The organism is Riemerella anatipestifer (genome assembly GCF_009932355.1).
In the GTDB taxonomy this organism is placed as follows: Bacteria; Bacteroidota; Bacteroidia; order Flavobacteriales; family Weeksellaceae; genus Riemerella; species Riemerella anatipestifer_E.
The window spans coordinates 1-23,994 of sequence record NZ_LEKU01000011.1; the positions used below are offsets into that span (position 1 = coordinate 1).

At 31.4% G+C, this 23,994-nt stretch carries 21 protein-coding genes and 1 tRNA gene; 11 read left to right on the forward strand and 11 right to left on the reverse strand.

The window, feature by feature from the left end; translation table 11 throughout:
* Both GXW81_RS10395 and GXW81_RS04805 read right to left on the reverse strand, forming a co-directional pair.
* The coding region (locus GXW81_RS10395; RefSeq protein ID WP_221410755.1) for a hypothetical protein at window positions 1–227 on the reverse strand (227 nt) is incomplete at its 3' end.
* Between the two features lie 6 nt (window positions 228–233).
* Window positions 234–473 carry a hypothetical protein gene (locus GXW81_RS04805; protein ID WP_161531418.1) on the reverse strand — a complete coding sequence of 80 codons (240 nt, stop codon included), beginning with the start codon at window positions 471–473 and terminating at the stop codon, window positions 234–236.
* A 237-nt stretch (window positions 474–710) separates the two neighbouring features.
* Between GXW81_RS04805 and GXW81_RS04810 the strand changes: the two genes are divergently transcribed.
* A complete protein-coding gene (locus tag GXW81_RS04810) occupies window positions 711–932 on the forward strand; it encodes a helix-turn-helix domain-containing protein (RefSeq protein ID WP_161531419.1) in 222 nt (73 codons plus the stop codon).
* Between the two features lie 73 nt (window positions 933–1,005).
* Here the strand turns inward: GXW81_RS04810 and GXW81_RS04815 are convergent, their stop codons facing one another.
* Entirely contained in the window at window positions 1,006–2,139 is a 1,134-nt protein-coding gene (locus tag GXW81_RS04815) for a hypothetical protein (RefSeq protein ID WP_161531420.1), read from the reverse strand.
* A 318-nt stretch (window positions 2,140–2,457) separates the two neighbouring features.
* On the reverse strand, window positions 2,458–2,844 hold the full coding sequence (locus tag GXW81_RS04820; protein ID WP_161531421.1) for a hypothetical protein: 387 nt from the start codon (window positions 2,842–2,844) through the stop codon (window positions 2,458–2,460).
* A gap of 489 nt (window positions 2,845–3,333) precedes the next feature.
* Here GXW81_RS04820 and GXW81_RS04825 point away from each other — a divergent pair, with 489 nt between their 5' ends.
* Both GXW81_RS04825 and GXW81_RS04830 read left to right on the forward strand, forming a co-directional pair.
* Window positions 3,334–4,584 carry an ImmA/IrrE family metallo-endopeptidase gene (locus GXW81_RS04825; RefSeq protein WP_161531422.1) on the forward strand — a complete coding sequence of 417 codons (1,251 nt, stop codon included), beginning with the start codon at window positions 3,334–3,336 and terminating at the stop codon, window positions 4,582–4,584.
* A 45-nt stretch (window positions 4,585–4,629) separates the two neighbouring features.
* Entirely contained in the window at window positions 4,630–6,429 is a 1,800-nt protein-coding gene (locus tag GXW81_RS04830; protein WP_161531423.1) for a DUF6119 family protein, read from the forward strand.
* 31 nt (window positions 6,430–6,460) lie between these two features.
* Here the strand turns inward: GXW81_RS04830 and GXW81_RS04835 are convergent, their stop codons facing one another.
* From GXW81_RS04835 to GXW81_RS04855, 5 genes are all read right to left on the reverse strand, one after another.
* On the reverse strand, window positions 6,461–7,585 hold the full coding sequence (locus tag GXW81_RS04835) for a DUF3871 family protein (RefSeq protein WP_161531424.1): 1,125 nt from the start codon (window positions 7,583–7,585) through the stop codon (window positions 6,461–6,463).
* Window positions 7,569–8,450, reverse strand: coding sequence for an AAA family ATPase (locus GXW81_RS04840; protein ID WP_161531425.1), 882 nt, complete (start codon window positions 8,448–8,450; stop codon window positions 7,569–7,571). Before GXW81_RS04840 ends, GXW81_RS04835 begins: the two co-directional genes overlap by 17 nt.
* A gap of 434 nt (window positions 8,451–8,884) precedes the next feature.
* A complete protein-coding gene (locus GXW81_RS04845) occupies window positions 8,885–9,826 on the reverse strand; it encodes a hypothetical protein (protein ID WP_161531426.1) in 942 nt (313 codons plus the stop codon).
* A gap of 189 nt (window positions 9,827–10,015) precedes the next feature.
* A complete protein-coding gene (locus GXW81_RS04850) occupies window positions 10,016–11,227 on the reverse strand; it encodes a site-specific integrase (protein WP_161531427.1) in 1,212 nt (403 codons plus the stop codon).
* A gap of 191 nt (window positions 11,228–11,418) precedes the next feature.
* Window positions 11,419–11,492 (reverse strand) — tRNA-Ile (locus tag GXW81_RS04855).
* A 267-nt stretch (window positions 11,493–11,759) separates the two neighbouring features.
* Here GXW81_RS04855 and rbfA point away from each other — a divergent pair.
* The 7 genes from rbfA (at window position 11,760) to GXW81_RS04890 (ending at window position 20,560) form a co-directional block, all read left to right on the forward strand.
* Window positions 11,760–12,119 carry a 30S ribosome-binding factor RbfA gene (gene rbfA, locus GXW81_RS04860; protein WP_153936817.1) on the forward strand — a complete coding sequence of 120 codons (360 nt, stop codon included), beginning with the start codon at window positions 11,760–11,762 and terminating at the stop codon, window positions 12,117–12,119.
* 11 nt (window positions 12,120–12,130) lie between these two features.
* Window positions 12,131–13,333, forward strand: a complete 1,203-nt coding sequence (locus tag GXW81_RS04865; RefSeq protein WP_161531428.1) for an ABC transporter permease — start codon at window positions 12,131–12,133, stop codon at window positions 13,331–13,333.
* A 42-nt stretch (window positions 13,334–13,375) separates the two neighbouring features.
* A complete protein-coding gene (locus tag GXW81_RS04870; RefSeq protein WP_161531429.1) occupies window positions 13,376–14,425 on the forward strand; it encodes an endonuclease in 1,050 nt (349 codons plus the stop codon).
* Window positions 14,426–14,567: 142 nt separating this feature from the next.
* Complete coding sequence (locus GXW81_RS04875) at window positions 14,568–15,875, forward strand: TolC family protein (RefSeq protein ID WP_161531430.1); 1,308 nt, start codon at window positions 14,568–14,570, stop codon at window positions 15,873–15,875.
* Between the two features lie 2 nt (window positions 15,876–15,877).
* A complete protein-coding gene (locus GXW81_RS04880) occupies window positions 15,878–16,963 on the forward strand; it encodes an efflux RND transporter periplasmic adaptor subunit (protein WP_161531431.1) in 1,086 nt (361 codons plus the stop codon).
* Window positions 16,964–17,020: 57 nt separating this feature from the next.
* Window positions 17,021–20,245 (forward strand): efflux RND transporter permease subunit, encoded by a 3,225-nt coding sequence (locus GXW81_RS04885; protein WP_161531432.1) that lies wholly within the window; start codon window positions 17,021–17,023, stop codon window positions 20,243–20,245.
* A gap of 108 nt (window positions 20,246–20,353) precedes the next feature.
* Entirely contained in the window at window positions 20,354–20,560 is a 207-nt protein-coding gene (locus tag GXW81_RS04890; protein WP_161531433.1) for a DUF2892 domain-containing protein, read from the forward strand.
* Between the two features lie 58 nt (window positions 20,561–20,618).
* Here the strand turns inward: GXW81_RS04890 and GXW81_RS04895 are convergent, their stop codons facing one another.
* Window positions 20,619–20,825, reverse strand: coding sequence for a hypothetical protein (locus tag GXW81_RS04895; RefSeq protein ID WP_161531434.1), 207 nt, complete (start codon window positions 20,823–20,825; stop codon window positions 20,619–20,621).
* 356 nt (window positions 20,826–21,181) lie between these two features.
* Window positions 21,182–21,451: a hypothetical protein gene (locus GXW81_RS04900; protein ID WP_161531435.1), complete on the reverse strand. Its 270-nt coding sequence runs from the start codon at window positions 21,449–21,451 to the stop codon at window positions 21,182–21,184.
* Between the two features lie 647 nt (window positions 21,452–22,098).
* Between GXW81_RS04900 and GXW81_RS04905 the strand changes: the two genes are divergently transcribed.
* Window positions 22,099–23,919, forward strand: a complete 1,821-nt coding sequence (locus tag GXW81_RS04905; protein WP_161531436.1) for a hypothetical protein — start codon at window positions 22,099–22,101, stop codon at window positions 23,917–23,919.
* Window positions 23,920–23,994 lie beyond the last annotated feature (75 nt).

Consider the following 23,994-nt stretch of genomic DNA (forward strand, 5'->3'; position numbering starts at 1 on the left):
CCCCCCCTTTTTGTTATTGTTATAAATAAATTTATTTCTTCTGCATAATATTGAATCCTATTACTGTATCCTTTAATGATAGCATCACTCCAAATATTTATATTTCTTTGAAATAAATTATTGGTCATTATCATTAAATTGTTACATTGTTGTTGTGAAATATCTAAAACTTTAGAACTGCTTATTTTTTTATAGTTTTCTACTATAAATCTGTATAAATCATTCATAAAAAACTACTTAAAATAATCATCCAAGTAATAGGTGTATTGATAATACCAGTCAATTACTGTAAAATCAGTTTTCATTCCATTAATTTTAACATAACCAGCAAGATTCTTTTGGCTACCTTGAATGGTTAAATAAAAATGGTCTGAATATTTAGGAAGTACAAAATTTGCTTGACTCACATTATTGTACTCCTTAACATCTTTATCCTCATAAAGATTACTTTCATCAGCGGGAACTATCTTCATGTAAGAGGCCTTCCCTTGTGTTAAAACTATTTCAACAGATAGATTTCTTATTGAATTTGAATTTTCATCATCATTTCTGCTACAACTTAATAACAGAATTGAAATTGCGGTTAGAAGTAAATATTTCATTGTTTTCATAAAAAAGAAAAAGTTTAAGTTACAAAGATACAAAAGTTATCATAAATGATAACCATAAAATTATCATTTATGACCACTTTTGGCTGTTAATATAAAAAAATGGATAAGCAGGAACTGCAAATCAAGATTGGTAAAAGAGTTAGGCAGTTGAGAGAAAGTAAAAATATCTCTCAAGTTGATTTGGCTTCTGCCTGTAATTTTGAAAAATCCAATATGAGCAGAATTGAAGCAGGAAAAACTTGTCCTAATATTTTCACGCTTTACAAGATTGCTAAAAATCTGGAGGTCCCTATTACAGAACTTATTGAAGTAGTTAATTAATCTCATCCCAATTGTTATATTGGACAAAACTAATCCATCTATACATACTAACCAGAATGTTGCAAGGTTGCAACTATAAATTTAGGGCTTCATTAATGTCTGCTATTTTTTGGCGAGTTATAAAACTTTTATGTTTTGGGAAAAGTTGTTCTTGTAAATCAAAAATATTGGTAAACTGTTTGTCTAAATCTATTCGCTTTTTCTCATTTTTTCTACCTGTAATGTAGTAATACTTTGCAAAAGGCTCATCAATTACTTTTAAAAAAGCAGATTTTATCCTTGAAAAATGGATATAGATTTCGTTGTTTTCATTTGCTAATAATCTCTCAATACTTTCCTGCATTTTGTCAAAATTTTCTTGATGAGAAATGGTTTGGTAAATAGCAGAAAGCTCTTTTTTATATTCTCCTAATTCTTGCAAAGAAAAACTACCACCCATTAGAAACAAGAAATATAAAGATTTTGTGAGATGGCTCATTTTTATTTCCCTATTTTGGTAATCTTTTAAGAAAATCCTGTAATTCTCATCAATATAAAGTCTGCTTAACGGCACTTTTGATGTATTCTTAAACTCTCTGATTTTCTCTTCAAGAAATGGAAGGATGGTTAAAAATTGCCCTGTTTTATTCAGATGTTTTAGTTTTTTAAGGACATCATTTACAAGAATTTTGGTGTCTTCATCAATTGGAATCTCGTCAAAATCATCATCAAAATCAACAAAATCAACAAAATCAGGCTGAAAATTAAGGAAAACACCTTCTAATACATGGAAAGTATCTTCTAATACAGGGAAAGCATCTATCAACTCATTAAATGAAAACTCCTCTTGAATGGCAACAATATATAATTGATTACCAATTCTGTAAACAAAAGCATTTTTAATATTTTCCTTAATTTCAGTAAGATTTAATAATTGAGTAAGAAAAGGACTGCTGAAATTATTCAGGTTATTGAAATCAATAAATGGTATAGTGTACTTGCAAACATCTAATAAAGTATCTGTTTCAATGGTGTTTTGGGTAAAAACAATTTCAAAATTCCTCTTGTTAATTTCCTCAACAATTTTATCCTTATGCTTATTAATTTGCTGAAAAATATCATTCTTCTCTGAACTAAAAAAGTACACAAAAGAATAATTAATTTCAAAACGCGTTCCTATTAAATTACTTTCTAAAATACTAATAGGAAATGTGTAAGTTGTAACCATAAAGCAAAGTAAATAAATTTTGGCTATTAATACCATGTTGTTTCTGGTACTATTTCAATTTCTTTGTTGATTTTTACAAATTTTAGGCAGGTTTGCACTCATTCTTTTTTAATGATATTTTAAAATTTAACTTATACCATTATCAAATGAAACCATACATTTTCCAAATCTCTATATGATAGAAAAGAAAATATAAGGTTTTATCTGCATAGATTTTTTTTAACCATTATTATTGCTAAAAAATAAAATTTGTGCAGATACACCTAAAAATTACTGTAAGACTTATATAGTCTTACAGTAAAATTTGGATTTTCTGATTTAATCAGCTATTGCATATTTTCCATTTTGTGAAAATGCTTCTACATCTGACTTAAAGTCCTGATAAGCAGATTCTGGTTGTGGTTTCTTTGGTTCTTCTGGTAAATAGACATACCTATGATTGAGAGTAATTACCTCTCCTGTGTCTTTAATGGTGTACTCATAAGGTTCACATTCTTGTTTCATAATAATACCAGGAAATTCAGAGCCAATTAATGCTTTACAGGTTTCTTCATCAAAAGTTGAAGATACATAGGCTCTTTTTGAGGTAGCATAAAATTGCCCTGTAATTTTGCTCATTACCATTTCTATTCCCCCAGAAACTTCTAATACAAAGAACTCTTTGTTCTCTGCCATTCTTTTTTTGTAATTAATAATTCTTACCATTGGTTTAAAATTTTGAGTTGATTGAGAAACTTATCCTAATACCAGAACCTAAAAAAAATACAGCTATCACCTTGAATTTCAATAAAGTTATAAGGTAAAATAGATAAGCACAATGATTATCATTGCTCCATATCTGTGAGGGTTTTTAGGGGCTGTTGGTGTAATTTTAAAATGCTAAGTAGAATACTAAACAAGTTGATGATTTAGCATTTGAGTTGGATTGTGAAGTACCAGGAAACTAAGAGTATTTGATAAGTTGATGAAATACTATAAAAGAAAAGGAAGAAGAAAAATCATTTGTTTATCTATCTGATATTGAATAAATTTGTCCTTCAAAAAAACTAATTATTTACTGTCCAGAAATTTCCTGTTTTTATAAAAAGGTGTGTGGGGGGAATTTGTTTCTCAAATAAAAGTGGGGGTAAGTTTATAGGTGGGTTTAGGCTTAAGATTTTTTTTGGAAAAATTTATTAAACATTTGTTAATTGAATGAGTACAACAGAAAAAGGGGATAGATTTGAGGATAGATGTTTCACAATCATTGAAACAGCACTTAATAATGGAGAATTAGGAATTATCCCTTCTATTAGTAAAATTTACAAGAAAAAGAAATATTACTCCCCAGATAGAGAGGGATATATAATTTTTGATATTTCAATTGAAGTAATTACTAAAGGAGCAAAAAAACCAACTTTAGTATATATAGTTGAATGTAAAGACCTTAATAAAAATGTTCCTGTTGATGATGTAGAAGAGTTTCAAACAAAAATTAATAGTTTAAAAGGGTTTCAAGTAAAGGGAGTAATAATTGCAAATGGTTCTTTACAAAAAAGTGGATATAATATTGCCAACAATAAAGGATTCATGTTTATTGAGGTAAATGAAAATGGTTACGATATAGTTCTTAATAAGAAAAAAAAAATTAACTTAGAATTAGAAGATAAGGTTCTAACAAATATTAAGAAATGTCTTTATGATTCTTTCTTGATAAAAACAATTTATGGATTAAAGAAATTATCTAAAGAAGGAATAAATAAAATTGCTCAAAATATAATAACTGATTTTTATACAAAATCAAAAACAGAAAGGTACAATTTAGAAAATTTCAAGAAATATCTTGAAGAGTATCATAATCTTAAATTTGAGTTTTTGTCCAGTTCAGAAGCTGAATTAGGTCAGTTTATACCTAATGAAAATAAGATATTAATTAATAAATCTGTTGACAATACTAATCAGTATGGTTTTGTGTTTTATCATGAAGTTGCACATTATTTTCTACATAGAAAATTGTTAATAAATAAAAATCTATATGAACTATTTTCAGATTCAGAATTTAGTTATATCGAAAATAAGTATATTTTGGATAATCCCAAAAATTGGATTGAGTGGCAAGCCAATTATTTAGCAGGTTGTTTAGCACTTCCAGAAGTAGATTTAATTACAAAAGTAATTAAATGGCAAGAAGAAAATAGTATCAGAAATAAAGGGACAATATTTTTAGATAAGCAAAAAGTTAATAGAGATGACTTTAAAAATTTATGTGAGTATTTATCTGAATTTTTTAAGATAAGCAAGACGGTTATAAAATTTCGTTTACTTGATTTAAAAATATTAACAATAGACCCTTCATATCATGAAATATTTAAGTCTAATACAAAAAGTATTTATTCTAATGATGGTGATATAGAAGAAATTAGACGAAAATCTATTGAAGGGGCAAAAGAGTTTTATAACTTTTAGAGCTATACAATTAACCAAATATTTAAATAAGTAGCTTAAAACATAATGGATATAGACAGCCTAAAAATAGATTTGAAAATTTTCAAAATTGATAAGACTTATTATGAGTTTAGAGAAAAATCTTTTGATGAAATGATTATAATAATGAAAGATAATCACATCAAAAAATTAATGCATAAATCAAAAAAAAGAGATGTTAATATTGAAGAGCCAAAAATAACTGAATATGAGGAAGGAGATTTTAAGTTTTGGTTCTATTGTTATAAACAAATTCAAGAAAAATTTTATTGGAAAGTTTTCTTACCAATTGAATTAACAGAAGAGCAAGACTTTGAGATTTTAGAATTTTCTTATGTTCTATTCACTAAATATAAAGAAGAATTATATTGCGTAATTGGTGGTAGTGGAATGAATGTAATTAAGAAATTTATTCATCCGTCTTATGGTATTGAAATTTATCAGAGAATTGCTGATGTTACCTCTGATAATATAATTGAACTAAATACAAGAAGTATTGCAAATAATATTTCTTCTAAAAAAGAAACTTTTAATTTTAATCAAACTATTTCAGAAACATTAGATTATTCAAATGTTCCGACAAAAATTAAATTAAAAGTTAGAGATGAATTAAAAGATGGACTATTTAAAAAATATGACCTTGATACTAATTTGGCAATCATGGAAGTGGGTTCATATTTTTATTTGAGAAAAAGAATTGATTTTTCTGAACTAAAGCAACTAATTATTGATATTGAAGATATTTATGAAAATAATACTCCTAAAAATTTAACATTATTTACGAAAATAAATGATGAGGAGTTAGTTATAAAATTAAATAGGCAGCTACAAGAGCTTATAATTGATGATGTTTTAAGGCATGAAAATCCACAAACAGCAAGAAAGTTGCAAAATGAAGTCATTGAAATCGTTCATCCTTCAAAACTTGAAACATTTTATGAGTGCAATAAGTTTCTTATTCGCTATAAATTTTCAAAAGGAAAAAAGGATATAAGGGTTTTTGATAGAAATGATTTATACTTTATTACGACGAAATATATTTATGATAATACAATTGACATTAACAATAGATTTGAAATTGGAAAAGATGTATATAAATTAAACATTGTAGGATTTATAGATGATAAAGAAAAAACATATGGAAATCTATTTTCTCATATTACAGCTGAAATAGAATTTGAGCGAAATAAATATTTTAAAATAGATGGACATTGGTATATTCTTGAAAATCAATTTTTATCTATAATGAATGAAGATGCTAAAGCTTATTACACAAAATACCGTTTAGAAGAAAACCTTCTAATTTATTGGAATGATTCAGATGATGAAGACGCATATAATAAAAGTTATGAACCTTTTGATAATTACTTCGTTTTAGATAAAGTAATATCTGAAAATATAGAGTTATGTGATATTCTTTATATAAATGATGGAACTGCTTATTTCATTCATGTGAAAGATGGGTTTAATACAAAAATGAGAGATTTATATATTCAAGTAATTTTGGCTGCCAAAAGATTATCAAATGATATTAAAAATACAAATGGGATTGAATATTTAAAAAATACTTTAATTCTGTATAATTCAAGAAACCCCAATAAACTTATAAATATTGATGATTTTATAAATAATATTAGAGATAAAAAATTGAATATTTCTTTTGTAATGGCTTTTAAAAATAATCATTATAAAAACCATACAATATTAGAAAGAATTGATAGATGCAATTCAAACATTGCCAAATATTCATTAGTTCAGGTTGTTAAGGAAATGCAACAATTTGATTTCGATATTAAACTAATTGATATATCTGAAATTAAAAAATAAAACCGCCCTACAAAAAAGTAGGGCAGTTCCTCTAACTCAAAAACCAATGATAACTTGAATTACCATTGAGAGTTTGCTGAATACCTTTGGTAAAGTTAAAAGCATTCAAATTTCGGTCTAAAAAAGTATCTATATAACTACTTTTATTGGCTTGGGTAAAGAGGTTATAGACATTCCAAAGATTGATATTTCCACCATTATCTCTACTAAAACTTTCATCTTCATAATAATCTTTGGCAATGGTGTTAATATGCCCATCATTAAAATTTAAGGTAGGTAAAGCCAATTTTTCTGGTTTAGGTAAATGCTGATACAATCTTGTTCTGCCAATTAATTGGGCAAATTGGTGTTCTGTAAGGGAATAGTCTGCAAATTCCTTCATCTCCGACAAATGTTTTTCTGCATTGTATTGGCTCAAAACATTCATCAATTTATTTTGCAGTTCCTGGTATGAACTAACTTTTATATCATCTACAAAACCATCACTCCAAACACAAAGATTGCAACATACTTTATTTTGGAAACCTATAAAAAACTTGAACTTTTCAAAAGTTTTCTTGTTGTATAAATTCTCCAAATTATAGCTTCTAACCCCACCAATAGTAAGAGATAATTCATTACCATTAATGGTATCCTTAATACCAGGAATTTGAATGATAAATGCCATTCTCTCATAATAGATGGTTTTCTGATGGTCAAGCAAATCTTTAACATTTAGGTGAATAGCATCAGGAGTTCTACCCTTAATTTGGTGAGAAACCCTAATTTCAGGCTGTGTAATAGAATGATGAGGAAAAACCTTTGTAACACAATCTTGAGCAATCTCAATAAATTCTTGGTGTGCAATTGTTTTTTCATTATCCTTACTGAATACAGGAATGATGCAGTCATTTTTCAAATGATACAGGTTTACTTCTTGTGTATTGGCTTCTATAAAAGGTTTATGAACATATTTACTTTCTAATGCTTCTGGTACATCTTGGATTTGTAAAATACCAGAATCTGGAGAATAAGTATTCATTTTACTTTCCACCAAATTAGAGTATACCTCTAATTTAAAAGGTTTCTCTATTATGTTAGTATTTTTTACTGGTTTTAATTCCAATTCAAATGCTTCCTCTAAAGTAGTAGTAGGTAAATTATTTATGTATTCCATTGGTTGAGAAATTTTGAGGGTTAGACAATTGTATCAATAAACTTTTCTTTTCCTCATAATGAGGTTTTAAGTTTTCTTGGTATTCAGGATACTGTTTGTATAAAGCCAATAGTTCTGCAATGGTGTTGCAACACTTTATACTCTCTAAAACTTGAGTTTCTGACAATCTATTAGTTGATAATGGTACTTTTTCTACTCCTTCATTACACCAATCTAATATCATTTTACCTGTTTCAGCAGATATTTTAAATTCTGGTTTATCCATAAATAAACCTGTTCTATCCTTACTTGATACCGCAAAATGTTTAATATCAATATCAAAAACTATGGTAAATTCATAATCTAAATCATTTCTTTGTACTGCTTTTAATCCTACTTTTTCAGGAATGAATTTTCCATCCTTCTGGTTCAAAACATAATCCTGTTTAGTTCTCATGGTAGCAATTACATGAGCATTACATTGAAGTATTTTATCAATAAAAGCGTTTTGTCTTGGAGTAACTTTTGCCCAATTTGTGAATGAATTTCCTGCTAAACTTGAATGGTAGTCCAACAGTTCTTCCCATGATTGAGAAATAGAATCTAAAATAATGACTTCCATCCCTGCATTTTCACAGACTTCAATTGCCTTGATGTAATTTTCTGGTGTAAATGGTGGTGTTAATGAAAGTACATTGTAATTGCCAAGATTGGCGTATAAATCTGCACTTCCATTTTCTGTGTCTATAATGGCAACTTTGGATAAATTACCATTGGTTAAACCTTTTGCAAGAAGTAAACTGCTATATGTTTTACCACTTCCTGCACTTCCTTGAAGAGCCATTTTTATCTTGGCTTTTCTTCTTTCACTTTGTCTTAACTGCATGTTGTTTGAAATTTAAAATTGTTAATATTTATAGGTATTGTTTAAGATTTAAAATGAATACCTTTTTGACTTGTTTTAGGTATAAATGATAATCTTCACCCATTATCCTGGTACTTTATAGATGTAAAAAACCAATCTCTTTTGAGATTGGTGGAGTTAAATTTTGAAAACACAGACAATAATGTTTTCCATTAGAGAAATCCCGTCAATAATAAGATAATTCATTCACGGTTTTACTTAATATATAACATTGGCGGATTTCCATATAACAAAAAACAGCCACCTTTTTTTGAGTGGCTGATAGGACTTTATTTCCATTAGAGAAATCCCGTCAATAATAAGATAATTCATTCACGGTTTTACTTAATATATAACATTGGCGGATTTCCATATAACAAAAAACAGCCACCCTTTTTTGAGTGGCTGATAGTACTTTATCGAAGAATTTCTGATGTACCTCTGTATACTGGAGATAAATATTCTTTAAGGTTTTTCTCGACAATAAAGATGTCTTCTCTATCTTTAAAGAGTTTGGGTATTAAATCAAAAATTATGTCTGAATTAAGGTCAAAATAAGTAATTTGTTGAGGTCTATTGGAGACAACACTACGTTTAATTTCAGTTGAAATTATTCCCAATTCAACAAATCTGCTTATAATTCTAGAGGCTCTGTCTTTTTTAATGCCTGTCTCCTTATATATTACTTCCTTTGACCAATAAAAAGGTTTATAGCCAAATTTTTTATATTTAATCAACAGTCCCTCAAAAAATACCCTTTCATCACAAGCAAGAAAATCACTATCATATTTTATAAAAGTAGTAAATCTTGTGCCAAATATTGTGTCATAGTCAATTAAAGCAAATTCCATACTGCTATGCTTCTCAATAGCTTCAATATCAATAATAATTTTGGATTGTGGTGTAGGTAAGTTAGAAGGATTTATAACTGAGAAGTTGTCTTTTCCACGAACTTCTATAAGAATGTATTTTTTAACATTCTCATTATCAAAATTTTCATCAAAAGACTTTTCAAAATCGTATAGACTTATTGATTGAGAATTTTCAGCATTATGGTCTTCAATTATATTAATGGGTTCTACAATTGGCAACTCACAATTGTCCTTCATTAATTTCTTATCTTCCTCAATAATACCTTTCTTAATTAAATCTTCCTTTGTAGCAGCATTTTTAATAACTTCCTCATAATCTGGACTGTTTTTGGAAATTGAAATTTTTTCAAGTTCAAAATCTGCATCCCAAGAACTTTTTTTGATATAATACTCTTCTATTTCGTCTTCCTCATAGTTTCTGACATTTTGTGCTTCCTCTGCAAGTAGCCTATCATCTACTTCAAAAATGTTTTTTTTTGGTTTCATTTTAATAAAATTTTGAATTAAATGAAAGTATATACTTTCAAAATGAACTAAAAAACTCGTTGATTTTATAGAAAAATGTATAGAATGGAATCTATAAATAAAACTCTGAAAATATAGTTGCTTGAGGTGTTAGGGAATTCTTTAACTATATCCCTGCAAAGGTAAGCATTTTGAGAAAAACAGCCAATGTTATTTTAATTTTTTTTGTAAAATTTGCATCTGCTCACTCACTTTTTTCTGTACTACTTTTGCATAATGCTCTTGTGTTACAGAAATTTTTGAGTGTCCCAATAATTCAGAGACAATTTCCATAGGAACATCATTATAGAGTAATACTGTTGTAGCAAAAGTTTTTCTTGCAATATGATGGGTTAGGTTTTTATCAATGCCTACAATATCTGCAATTTCCTTTAGATAAGCATTAAATTTCTGGTTGCTTAATAATGGTAAAAGTTTATCATTTTTTACCTTACTCTGGTACTTTACAAGTATTTCGGAACTTTTAGGCAATAATGGAATAGATATTTGTTTCTGGGTCTTCTCCCTTATCATTTTTATCCAATTATTACCATCAAACCCTTTAATGATATGCTTTTCTTCAAGATTAGCCATTTCATTATAGGCTAATCCTGTGTAACAGCAAAATACAAACATATCTGCTACTTGTTGTAATCTCTCCGCTTTAAAATGATAGTTTTCAAGTTTACTTAATTCTTCAGTAGTAAGATAAACAATCTGTTTTTTGATATGCTTTACTTTATAATCCATAAAAGGGTCTTTATCTAAAATACCTTGAGATATAGCTATTTTAATAATCTTCCTAAACCTTTGTATGGCTTTATTGGTAGTAGCAGGAGCAAGATTTTTTTCAGTCTTTAGATAAAATTCATAATCCTGTACAAATTGTAAATCTAAGTTTTTAAAAGGATAATCATTCTTTTTGAATTGAAATTTGATAAATCCTTTCAATAGCTCAAAAGACTGCTTAAATTTCCATAAAGTACCAATAGAATATTCTTTACCTATTAGCTTTTCCATCTTGTCATTGTGTTCCTGAAATAACTTTAAAATGGTTTTATCTTCCTTTATAGGTTCACCAATGTATTGCAGGTAAATATCTTCTACCTCAAAATCCTTTTCTTGAACTTGTAGAAATAAAAAAGCCTGATTAATTTTTTGTTTAATCAGGCTTAATTGGGTATTGACAAAAGTATTTTCTTCATTAGGAGGTTTGGTCTTCTGTTGCTTACTATCCCAATGCTTAGGATTAATAAATAATCCAGTTGAAAAAGGTTTTCTCTTGCCATAGTAAGTAATTCTGCAAATAATTGGAACTAATCCTTTTTTATTGATTCTGGTTGCAGAAATTAGGAACAATATTTTTAGAATATTTGTATTCATAATTATTTGTAAATTATTAAGAATGTGTGATTTAATATGCAACCCAATTTTGAAAAGTTGCAACCCTAATTGTATGCCTTTTTAGACAAGGTTTGATAATAGAAGTAAGGTGAAAATATTAGAAGATAATATATAAAAGCTTGATTTTCAAACATGAAAAAAGCACCAACTAATTATTGGTGCTTTATGTGTGGTCCCACCTGGACTCGAACCAGGGACCACCTGATTATGAGTCAGGTGCTCTAACCAACTGAGCTATAGGACCTATAAAATTCAGTGGTTGAATTTTGTGTTTGCAAAAATACGCTTTTTTATTTAATCTCCAAATTTTTTATTACTTTATTTTAATGTGTTTTTACTAAAAATCTGTAGGTATACTAAGTAATAAATATATAATTATTTTATTATCAGTTTTTTATTTGATGTTTCGGCTAAAATAAAAATTATATATTAGATAATCGTTTTGTTATTGTAGGCTCATTTTGGCAATTTTCCGTATATTTAAAACAAATATGCTAACTTTGCACTAGTTATGGAAAGTAATAGACAAAGAAAGATAGCTCAAATTATACAAGAAGATTTTTCTGAGCTTTTTAGAAAACAAGCAGCTGACAGTAAAGCACAATTTTTAATATCTGTTTCTGATGTAAAGGTAACAGCTGATTTAGGAATTGCTAAGATTTATCTAAGCATTTTTCCTCAGAATTATCGTGAAGCAATAATGAAAGAGATTGAAGCAAATAAATCTCAATATCGTCATTTTATAGGTAATAAAATGGCAAAGCAGGTTCGTGTAATTCCTCAGTTAAGCTTTTATTTAGACACTAGTTTAGACGAAGTAGAAAGAATAGAAAAAGAACTAAAAGGAGAAGGAGATAACCCTATACTCTAAAAAGTAAAACATTGAAAAACACTCCTTTTTATATAGCAAAGCGTTATTTGTTGGCAAAAAAAGGTAGCCAAGCAGTAAGTTTTATTACTGGTTTGGCAGCTATAGCTATGATGGTGGCGGTAGCAGCTATGTTTATTATTGTGTCTGTTTTTTCAGGTTTAGAAGAGCTCAATAAGGATTTAGTAGAAGATTTACACGCCGATTTAACCATTACTAGCACTCGTGGAAAGACTTTAGAGAATATAGATAAAATCACAGATGCATTAAAACAGAACCAATCCATATTATTTTTTTCTAAAGTTATAGAAGAAAAGGTCTACCTAGACTACAATAATAATGGAGAAATAGCCTATATAAGAGGCGTAGATTCGGTTTATACTAAAGTTAACCCTATACAAAATAGTATTTTTTTCGGAAGTTATCTCTCTTTTGATTATACCAATGACATTATCATGGAGAATGGACTTAACTCTAGGCTTTCTATTCCTGTAGGGTCTGATAGAGATTATGCACAGCTCTTTATGCCTAAACCAGGGAAAGGTATTATAAACAAAGAATCTGATATATTTAACAAAAAAGAAGTTTTTGTAACAGGTGTTTTTAATGGTAAAGACCAACTTAATAGTTATATTATAGCCCCTATAGAGCTGACTCAGGAACTTCTAAACTTGCCCAAAGGTACAGCTTATAGCATTGTGATTAAACTAAAAAATAGTGCTAACGCTAATGTTGTTAAAAAAGATTTAGAGGGTAAGCTTACACATGTTAAGATAAGCACCAAAGAGGAGGAAAATGCTGCTTTTTGGAAGATGATAAATACCGAAAAATTGATGATTTATCTCATTTTCGGGCTGGTAATTTTCATTACAACATTCAATTTGGCTGGAGCAATTATTATTCTTCAGTTGGATAAAAAAGAGCAATCTAGAACTTTAGTTTCCTTGGGAATGACTAAGCAGGAACTTAGAAGAATTTACTTCTATACAGGAAGTCTTGTAGTTGTTTTTGGTGTTATTATGGGGCTTGTTATAGGAAGTTTAATTTGTTTATTTCAAATCCAAACGGGATTGTTTAAAGCAGGGGAATTATTACCCTTCCCTGTAAAAATAGAATTAAGAAACTATTTGATAGTTACGGGGACAGCCTTATTTTTTGGATTGATAATCTCTTTTATATTTTCAAAAATAAATAAGAGTTACTTAAATTTTAAGTAGTTTATAATCACTAAATTTGTACAAAATTAAATTCAATAGGTTATGAAAAATATTTATTTAATAGTAGCTTTTCTGATAGGAGGATTCGGATTGGCTCAAATTCCAGCAGGTTATTATGACGGTACAGAAAGACTTTCGGGATACACTCTTAAAAGTAAGTTGAGTGAAATTATTACTAACGGTCATCAAGATAAGGGGTATTCTGGACTTTGGAGAGCTTACGCTACCACAGACAGAGATTTATATTACGAAAACGACAATACAATTCTAGACATTTACTCCGAAAATCCTAAAGGAAAAGACTCTTACACATATAATTATGGAGTTAACCAATGCGGCAATTATTCTGGGGAAGGGAGTTGTTATAACAGAGAACATATTGTACCACAAAGTTTATTTTCTGATGCATTCCCGATGAAAAGTGATGCTAATTTTGTAGTCCCTACAGACGGTTATGTTAATGGAAAAAGAGGGAATTATCCGTTTGGAGTTGTAGGTAATGTCAGTTGGACTTCTAAGAATGGTTCTAAACTTGGGACTAATAATACTATAGGCTATAGTGGGGTAGTTTTTGAACCGATAGATGAGTTTAAAGGCGATGTGGCAAGAATGATATTTTATTTTGTAACGAGATATGAAAAACAAGTCCCAACTTTCCAATCAGGTACAATGCTTAATGGGACAACCACACAAAGTTTAGAAGATTGGCAACTAGATATTTTACTCACTTGGCATAACCAAGACCCTGTGAGCCAAAGAGAAATAGATAGAAATAATGCAGTTTACAATCATCAAAGTAACAGAAATCCTTTCATAGACCACCCAGAATGGGTTAATCTAATTTGGAAGACAGAGCTTTCCACTCAAGAGGTATCTAGGGCTAAAGATTTAAAAATTTATCCAAATCCAGTTACTGGAGGTAAGTTGTATCTTTCTAACTGGAACGATTTTGATAAAATAGATATTTTCAGTATGGAAGGGAAGAAAGTGAAATCAGTTAAGCCTTCTAACGAAATAGATGTTTCAAACCTTTCCAGAGGAGTTTATTTATTAAAAGCAGACTCAAAGACTATAAAATTCATAATTAAGTAATATATTTTTTTATAGCTAATCTAACCGCATAACCACAGTGTTGTGCGGTTTTTCTTTTTACTCATATTATACAAAATCTATGTAACTAAAGTTACGCACTAGACCAACTAATAAGGATAGTTTTGTCCTAAAATAAAATAATATGAGACGATTCTTTTTTACAGGAATAACATTACTAGCTTCAGTACTTATGTATTCTCAAGAAGTGGTTAGTGTTTCCCAAGAGGATTTAGAAAGAAAAATAGAACAGCAGAATTTACAGCTAAAATTAGCAGAAGCGGAAGTCAATTCTGCAAAGGCAGATTTGCTTATGTCTAGAGCGATGTATTTGCCTAATATCAACCTTTCTTATACGGGTATTTCTACTAATAATCCTTTAATGGCATTTGGTTCAAGGCTTAATCAGGAGCGTGTAACTATGATGGATTTTGATCCTAAAAAACTCAACAATCCTGATAATATTTTCAATTTTGCCACCAAGCTAGAAGTGCAACAACCCATCTTTAATCAAGATGCGATTTATCAAAAAAAAGCTGGAGAAGTGCGAGTAGAAGCATTAACTCTAAAGCAAGAACGAACTAAAGATTATCTTCTATTTGAAATTAAAAAAGCCTATATGCAATTACAAATGGCTTATAAAGTGGTTCAGGTATTGGAAGGAGCTAGAGAAACCGTTTTATCAAATAAAAAAGTTATTGATAATTATTATAAAAACGGAATGCTACAAAAATCTGATGTTTTGGATATGAATGTAAGAGTTGCTGAAATAGAGAGCCAAATTCAGTTTTCAAAATCCAATGTTAAAAACGCTTCAGATTATCTTTATTTTTTATTAAATGAAAATCCCCAAGACAAAGTATTAAAACCAACAGAAAGTTTAAACTATAAAGGCGTAGCTCTTGTAAATACTCCAGAACTTAAAAAAGATAGAAAAGATTTACAAGCCTATCAAAAATCTTTAGATGCTTACGATTATATGATAAAATCATCCAAGTCCAAACTATTACCTAGATTAAACGCCTTCGGAAGTTTTGAAATGTATGACAACAAGCCTTATCAGTTTGATGCCAACGGCTACCTAGTAGGCGTTCAGTTATCATGGAATGTATTTGATGGTATGAAGTCTAATAGCGAAATCGCTAAGCAAAAAGCCGAAATACTAAAAACTCAAACCGAAATACAGCAATACCAAAAACAAGCAGAATTAGAATTAGCGAAAGCTTACAGACAAGTACAAGACACCGATAATAAAGTAAGTCTAACCAAACTTGCATGGGAGCAAAGTGCAGAGGCTTACAGAATCAGAAAAAATAGATACGAACAAGGTCTGGAAAAGGCCTCCGACCTTTTGAATACCGAAACTGCAATGTCTAAAAAAGAATTAGAATACCAACAAGCTATTTTTGAATATAACATCGCATTAGAATACTTTAATTTTTTAAATAAATAATTATGAATAAAATAAAAACAGGCATCTTAGTGGTGGCAGTAGCCGTTTTGGGCAGTTGCTCTTCCGATTCAAAAACAATTACAGATAACAGCCAACCTATTAAGGTACAACTCAGCAACTCTTCAGTTACAAACAATTTGGGTTACGCTATGGCAAGTGGCAAGTTGGTTGCCAAAAAATCAGTAAATATTTCTACAAGAATGATGGGCTACATTACTGGTCTAACGGTAGAAGTAGGCGATTTCGTAAAAGCAGGACAAGGTCTCGTAAGTATTAACAATACTGATATCCAAGCTAAAGGCGGACAGGTAAACGCCCAAATTGCACAAGCTAAAGCCAATTTTGAAATCGCTCAAAAAGACTATCAGCGTTTTCAAAATCTATACAAAAACCAAAGCGCTTCTCAGAAAGAGTTAGACGATATGAAAGGGAGATACGATATGGCAAAAGCAGGACTAGACGCAGCCCAAATGATGAAGTCTGAAGTAAACTCACAATACAAATACACCAATATTACCGCCCCTATTTCTGGAGTGGTAACTGCTAAATATGCCAACCAAGGAGATATGGCAAGTCCAGGAATGCCTATTTTAACTATTGAAAGTTCAGGCGATTTACAAGCTCAGGTTTTAGTTTCGGAGCAAGATATTACTTTAGTTAAGAGTGGTATGCCCGTTAAAGTTTTAATGAAATCTACCAACCAAGAAATAGCTGGCACCGTGGCAGATGTGAGCCTTTCCGCTACGAATACAGGTGGACAATATTTAGTAAAAATCAACCTTCTACAAAGTAGTAGTTATTTATCAGGTATGTTTGTAAATGTTCAGTTTCCATTCAAAAGGAACGGAAAACTTAACCAAGATTTACCAGAGTCTGTAAGTATCCCAAAATCAGCTCTAGTAGAGCAAGGGCAACTTACAGGAGTTTACACCGTAAGTGCTAATAATACCGCAATGCTCCGTTGGATAAAGGTAGGGAAAGTAATGGGAGATCAGGTAGAAGTTCTTTCAGGGTTATCCTCTCAAGAGCCTTATATTATTTCCTCTCAAGGAAAACTCTATAACGGTGCTAAAGTAAGTGTAAAATAAAGCGTTTAACAGCGGAATAAATTTAATATTTAAACCGCTAAAAAATTAATTAAAAATATGGAAAAAGGATTTGCAGGACGCATTGCCGAATTTTTCATCAATTCCAAACTCACCATTTTATTGATGATTGCATTGATGATAATAGGCGTATATAGCTCTACCCTAATACCTAGGGAAGAAGAGCCACAGATTATAGTTCCGATGGCAGATGTTATGGTAGGCTATCCTGGAGCTAACCCTACAGAAGTAGAAAATAGAGTGGTAAAACCGCTTGAAAAGATAATATCCAACATCAAAGGAGTTGAGCATGTACATTCTATGGCAATGAATGGGAAAGCCATGCTTATCGTACAATTTTATGTAGGTGAAGATACAGAACGCTCTTATGTAAAACTCTATGACGAGCTTATGAAACATAAAATGATGTTTCCTAAAGGAGTTTACGAGCCTATAGTTAAAACAAGGTCTATAGACGATGTCCCAATGCTAGGGCTTACACTTTGGAGCGAAAACTATAATGATTATCAATTAAGACAAATAACAGAGGAATTAGCTTCAGAAATAAAAAAAGTAAAAGATGTTTCTCTAACCAATGTTATTGGAGGAAGAGCCCGCCAACTCAAAGTAATTTTAGATAAAGCTAAAATGGCAGAATCTAGTGTAGATGCCCTTTCTGTAATGCAAATGATACAAGCGAGTAACGGAAGCTCTCAAACAGGAAGTTTTGTTAATAATAATCAGGAATATTTACTGACCACAGGACAATTTTTAACCTCTAAAGAAGATGTAGAAAACCTTGTAGTAGGGACTTCCCAAAATATGCCTGTGTACCTAAAGCAAATTGCTAAGGTAGAAGACGGTGCTTCTTCTCCTGCCAATTATGTAAGTATGGGGTTTGGTCAACATACTGAAAAAGGACAGAAAAACCCTTCGGAATATCCAGCTATCACTCTATCTGTTTCTAAAGTAAAGGGAGCTGATGCTATGAAAATATCAGAGCAAATTCTAGAGAAAGTAGAACATTTAAAGAAAAATCTCATTCCTGCAGATGTACATGTAGAAGTAACTAGAAACTATGGCGAAACAGCTTCCCATAAAGTATCCGAGCTACTCATGCACTTAGGTGTTGCTATTTTAGCAGTTACCATTTTGGTAATGCTTGCTATGGGTTGGAGAGGCGGTTTAGTGGTCTTCCTTTCGGTACCTCTTACTTTTGCACTTACGCTGTTTAGTTATTATGTTTTAGGGTACACTCTTAATAGGATTACACTATTTGCATTAGTATTTGTAGTGGGTATCGTGGTAGATGATAGTATTATTATTGCAGAAAATATGCACCGCCACTTCCACATGAGGAAGCTCCCATTTAAAGAAGCAGCCATCTATGCTATCAACGAGGTGGGAAATCCTACTATCTTAGCCACTTTTACCGTAATTGCTGCTATTCTACCAATGGCATTTGTTTCTGGAATGATGGGACCTTACATGAGCCCAATGCCGATAGGAGCTTCTATAGCAATGTTACTCTCACTTTTTGTAGCACTTACAATCACTCCTTATTTAGGCTATCATCTACTTAAAGTAAAAGATAATGAGGAACATAAAGAAGAACAAGGTCTAGAAACGAGCTTAATTTATAAATGGTACAAAAAAATAGAACAGCCACTATTAGATAGTTCTAAGAAACGATGGACAATATTAGGAGTTACTGCAGTATTATTGCTGATTTCTGTATTGGCATTTTTCACCAAATGGGTAGCGGTTAAGATGCTTCCTTTTGATAATAAAAATGAAATTCAGGTTGTAATAGATATGCCAGAAGGTACACCTTTAGAAAAAACGGCTGCTGTTACTAAAGATGTTGCCCAGTATTTAAGAACCGTCCCTGAAGTAGTAAACTATCAGAATTATATTGGAGCTTCCTCACCCATTACCTTTAATGGCTTGGTAAGACATTACGATATGAGAGGACAAAGCAATACCGCAGATATTCAAGTGAATCTTTTGGATAAATCGGCTCGTTCCAAACAAAGTCATGATGTAGCTAAAACCATTAGACCAGAAATACAAAAGATAGCGAAAAATTACGGTGCTAATATTAAAATTGTAGAGGTGCCACCAGGTCCACCTGTGCTTTCTACTATAGTAGCTGAAGTCTATGGTCCTAATTATGAGGAACAGGTAAAAATTGCCGACCAAGTACAACAAATTTTAAAACAAACAGATGATGTAGTAGATGTAGATTGGATGGTAGAAGCTCCACAAACAGAGTTTAAAATAATCCCTGACAATGAGAAAAGTATGCTAAATGGCATCGCACCTCAGCAGTTGGTGGGTAACCTTACTTATCTTATGGGAGAGTATCCTATCTCTACATTGTACGATGAAAAGTCCAATCAGCCTGTTAATATGGTTATGAAGCTAGATGATGCCGAAAAAGCTACGCTACAAGACATCACTGCTCTTAAAGTAAAGGGACAAATGGGTAACATACTTCCTATAAGCGATATTGCTAAAGTGGAAAAACACACCTTAGAGAAGAGTATTTATAGAAAAGATCAAAAGCGAGTAGTTTATGTTTTAGCTGATATGGCAGGTGTCTTAGAAAGTCCAGCCTACGCTATATTGGGTATGGAAGAAAAACTCAAAAAAATGAATCTCCCTGAAGGATATAGCATCAATGAGTTGTATATGGCACAGCCTTCTGATGAAAGCGATTTTACCGTAAAATGGGACGGAGAGTGGCAAATCACTTTAGAAGTATTTAGAGACTTAGGAGCTGCTTTTTTAGTAGTTATCATCATTATTTATATGTTGATTGTAGGTTGGTTTCAGAACTTTAAAACACCTATTGTTATGATGGTTGCTATACCTCTTTCTTTAGTGGGTATTGTACTAGGGCATTGGTTGTTAGGAGCATTCTTTACCGCCACTTCATTTATCGGAATGATAGCCTTAGCTGGTGTAATGGTAAGGAACTCAGTATTGTTAATAGACTTTATAGAAATTAGATTGAATGAAGGTGTACCTATGAAACAAGCAATTATAGAAGCTGGAGCGGTAAGAACAACGCCTATCTTATTAACTACTGGTGCGGTTGTGATAGGAGCAGTAATTATTCTCTTTGACCCTATTTTCCAAGGTCTAGCAATATCATTGGTTTTTGGAGCTATAGTTTCTACAGTTCTTACCCTTCTTGTAGTCCCTTTGGTATATTATATGACAGAGAAAAAGAAATGGGATAAAATCCAATCGGAACAATCTGCAGAAATACCAGAGTAACTTTAAAACAAATTTTCACATAAACATTGCTAGGTATTTTTTTAACAACTTAGCAATGTTTTCTAATTTAAGAGATAAATAACAACAGAAATACATTAGTTAAAAAAAATGAAAACAAGAATAATACACGCCGTAGCAGGAACTATGGTTTTAACCAGCTTACTACTGGGACTTTATGTGCACGAAAATTGGTTTTTCTTTACAGGTTTTGTGGGGCTTAACTTATTACAATCCTCTGTAACTAATTGGTGTTTACTCAAAACTATTTTAGAAAAAATAGGTGTTGAAGATGATAGCAATAGTTTTGGTTGCTAGACACTTAAATAAAAAATAGGCTACCTTTTAAGGGTAGCCTATGCTTATTAGAAACAATTTATTTATTGTAGGTGATGGTATAGGTATTAGTATCACTGCTACTGCCATTGCTGTTATTTGAGTAAGTATAAGTACTAACTATATTAGTAGGGTAGCTATTTGAGTTATAGGTATTTTGATATGTTGTTTTATAGGTATTGCCGTTGCTATCAATTGAGGTATAGGTAGTATAATTATTTTGTGTAAAAGATAATTCGCCCTCCATAATAAGATTTAGACCTAATAGAGCTTCCTTAAACCCAGCTATATTCTTGAAAATACCATTTTTATCATCATAAGAAATAGTGCTATTAAAAACACTTGTGGAATATTGAGATGTATGTGTACTTACATATTTAGAAACCTGTCCGTCTGTGAGTGTGTAGACATAAGACCCACTACTAGTGTAAGTGCCACTTGGATAGGTATAAACTTGAGTTTCTTCAGTTGTTACAGTACCATCGGTATTATAGGTATAATTAGTTTCTATCTTTAAACTATATTGTTTGTTGTTTTTAGTTCCTGTTGATACGGTTTTGGTAAGTCTACCATTGAGGTATTCAAAGGTAGTAGTAGTAATATCTACATCTTTTTTTCAACAATTTTAGAAATAAGGTTGTTAGAGTACTCAAAATTGATAGTATTAGTATCTGAACCATAAGCTCCAACTATTTCTAATAGTTTATTTCCGTTATAGGTAAGAGTGATAGTGGAATCGTCGCCGTCTTCTGATGTAGAATGAATTTTAGTAGGAAGTACAGGGGTGCTTTCTGTTACAGTTTCATCATTTTCACTTCTGTTGCAAGACATTAGACTTACTGCTATCGCAGTCATTAGGATAAACTTTTTCATAGATAAAATATTTTCTACAAATTTAAGAATAATATAGACCTTATAAAACCTACCTAACAGAAAAATTAAGAGAGTTTTGTATAAAATTTCTCTCAAAAACTTGCACACTTCTGCAAAAGGTTATAAGTTTGCTTCAGTTTTATGACACGCAATATCAATAACATACAAATAAGTGTAAAAAAGTACTCCAATTATTTGGTAGTTTCAGATAATTGTGTAAACACACACACACACACACACACACACACACACAATTAGTTTCGTGGGTATGCGCCGTATTATCTAGAAAATTACTTCAACTTTTATCGTTAATTATAAATACAATTCCACCAACTTTCGTTGGAGGCTTTTTGCATTTATACTATTCTAAATTTAGCTTTCATAAATACATGCTAAAAGCACCATTGTTTTGTCTTAAAACAAGGTCGTTCTTGTTAGGTGCTTTTAGCGTTCAGAGAGGGAGTTTTTACTTTCTTTCTGCTTCAGCCTTTCCTCTCGTTTTGTGTGTGTTTAGAGGGGGAAGGCGTTTTTTTATATCAGAGCTTAGAGGTGAGATATTAGAGCTTAGTATTACCTCAACCCTTAAGTCTAAAATCCAACATCTAAAATCTATAATCTAAATATTAACAATTTTAAAATTAAATATTATGAAAACAACAGCTACAAAATTAAGTGTGTTAGCTTTTCTAGGACTAGGGCTGGTAGCTTATGGACAAAGCGGTAAAATAGGGGTTAATACCAGTAAACCTGCTGCTACACTAGAGGTACAACCTACCTCTACTAACTTAGCTGGAACTACTAACGAAGGGTTCATCGCTCCGAAACTTTCTAAAACCCGTATTGCTGCTATAGCTAGCCCTGTAGAAGGGACATTAGTTTATGCTACAGACGAAGCCGATAGTAAAATTTCAGATTATACAGGTACAGATGCCAAAGTAGCTAAAATCACCGAAAAAGGCTACTACTATTACAACGGTACAGAGTGGGTAAAGAGTGCCGCAGGAACCTATAGCGAGATTTGGAAAGAGAATAAGTTTACAAGCAATGGGATAGTTAACAGAGAGGTTATACTCCCATTCTTAGATTCAGGGGGAGAGAAAAGAAATAGAATAACTGCTTCTTTTCAATCTCCAGATAAAGTGAATGAACTTGGTTTTTCACTATCGGCTTATGGGATAGGAATAACAAGATATACTAACACAATTAACCCTACAGCACTGGTTTTAGAAAAATTAAGAGGCACAATAGATAACCCTACCGCTATACAAAGCGATGATGGAATAGGACAAATACACTTTAGAGTAGGAGACCCTACAGGTACTTTTTCAGGAGATAGAAATGCTTCATTTTTCAGAACAACGGTATTAGAGTATAATGATTTGAATTCGTTTTCATCTGAATTAGCTTGGGGAGTTAGACGAACAACAGACTCTCAGCCCTATTTTGCCATGTTCCTCTCTCCTGATGCAGGGCTTGGAGTAGGTAATAAAGCTACCGATGAACGCCTTTTGGTAAGAGGATATCCTAATCATCAAAACATTGTTAAATTTAAGTCTGACACCAATATTGATGCTTTTTGGATTACTAACCAATCGCATACTTACACCCGTTCATTTACAGCATTAGGAGAAGGGGCAATAGGCTCTGTAATCAATATTCAAAACGATTCTAAAACAGGAGCTACACAAGCCAACAGATGGATGTGGTTTAACGCCTACAATGCTACCCCAACTGACCCTGCATCTGGTTACAGAGAGGGGTTGCACTTGTGGTCTTACAATACGGATAATTCTGCTCCAAGCTCAGGACCTAAACTCATTATTAAGGACAACGGAAATGTAGGGATAGGAGGTGCTTACGCTTATGAGGCTAATCCTGATATTGATGAGAAACTGGTAGTGGGTGGCTCTATTAAATCTACCGCATTAGCAGGTAATGGGCTTAAAAGTGTAATGGCTGATGAAAATGGTAAACTGGTAGTAGGAACTTCTGCAACGGCTCTAGGCTTGTGGACTAATGATGCTAATAATAATTTAGCTAGATTGGCTACTACTTCTGATGGTACTACTGCTAGAACTAATGATAACCGAGTTACCATAGCAGACGACGGAGCAGTTACAGCTAAAAGTTTTATAGGATACAGCGGAGCTACCATTTTCCCAGACTATGTGTTCCAAAAGTATTACACAGGTAACTCTAGCATCAAAGCAGATTATCACTTTAAAACCCTTAGCCAAGTAGAAGACTTTGTAAAAACCAATGGGCATTTGCCAGGGTATTTGTCTGCTGCAGAAATCAAAAAACAAGGTTATATAGACCTTATGACAACTCAACTCACTAATGTAGAGAAGATAGAGGAACTCTATCTGCATAGCATAGAGCAAGACAAAGCTCTAAAAGCTAAAGATGCTAAAATAGCAGAATTAGAAGCTCGTTTACAGAAGCTAGAAGCTTTATTAGTAAAATAGTTTAATCTTTCCCCATTGTGATAGGTATCGCAATGGGGCTTTTTTATACTTCACAAAGTATTATAAACATCTAAC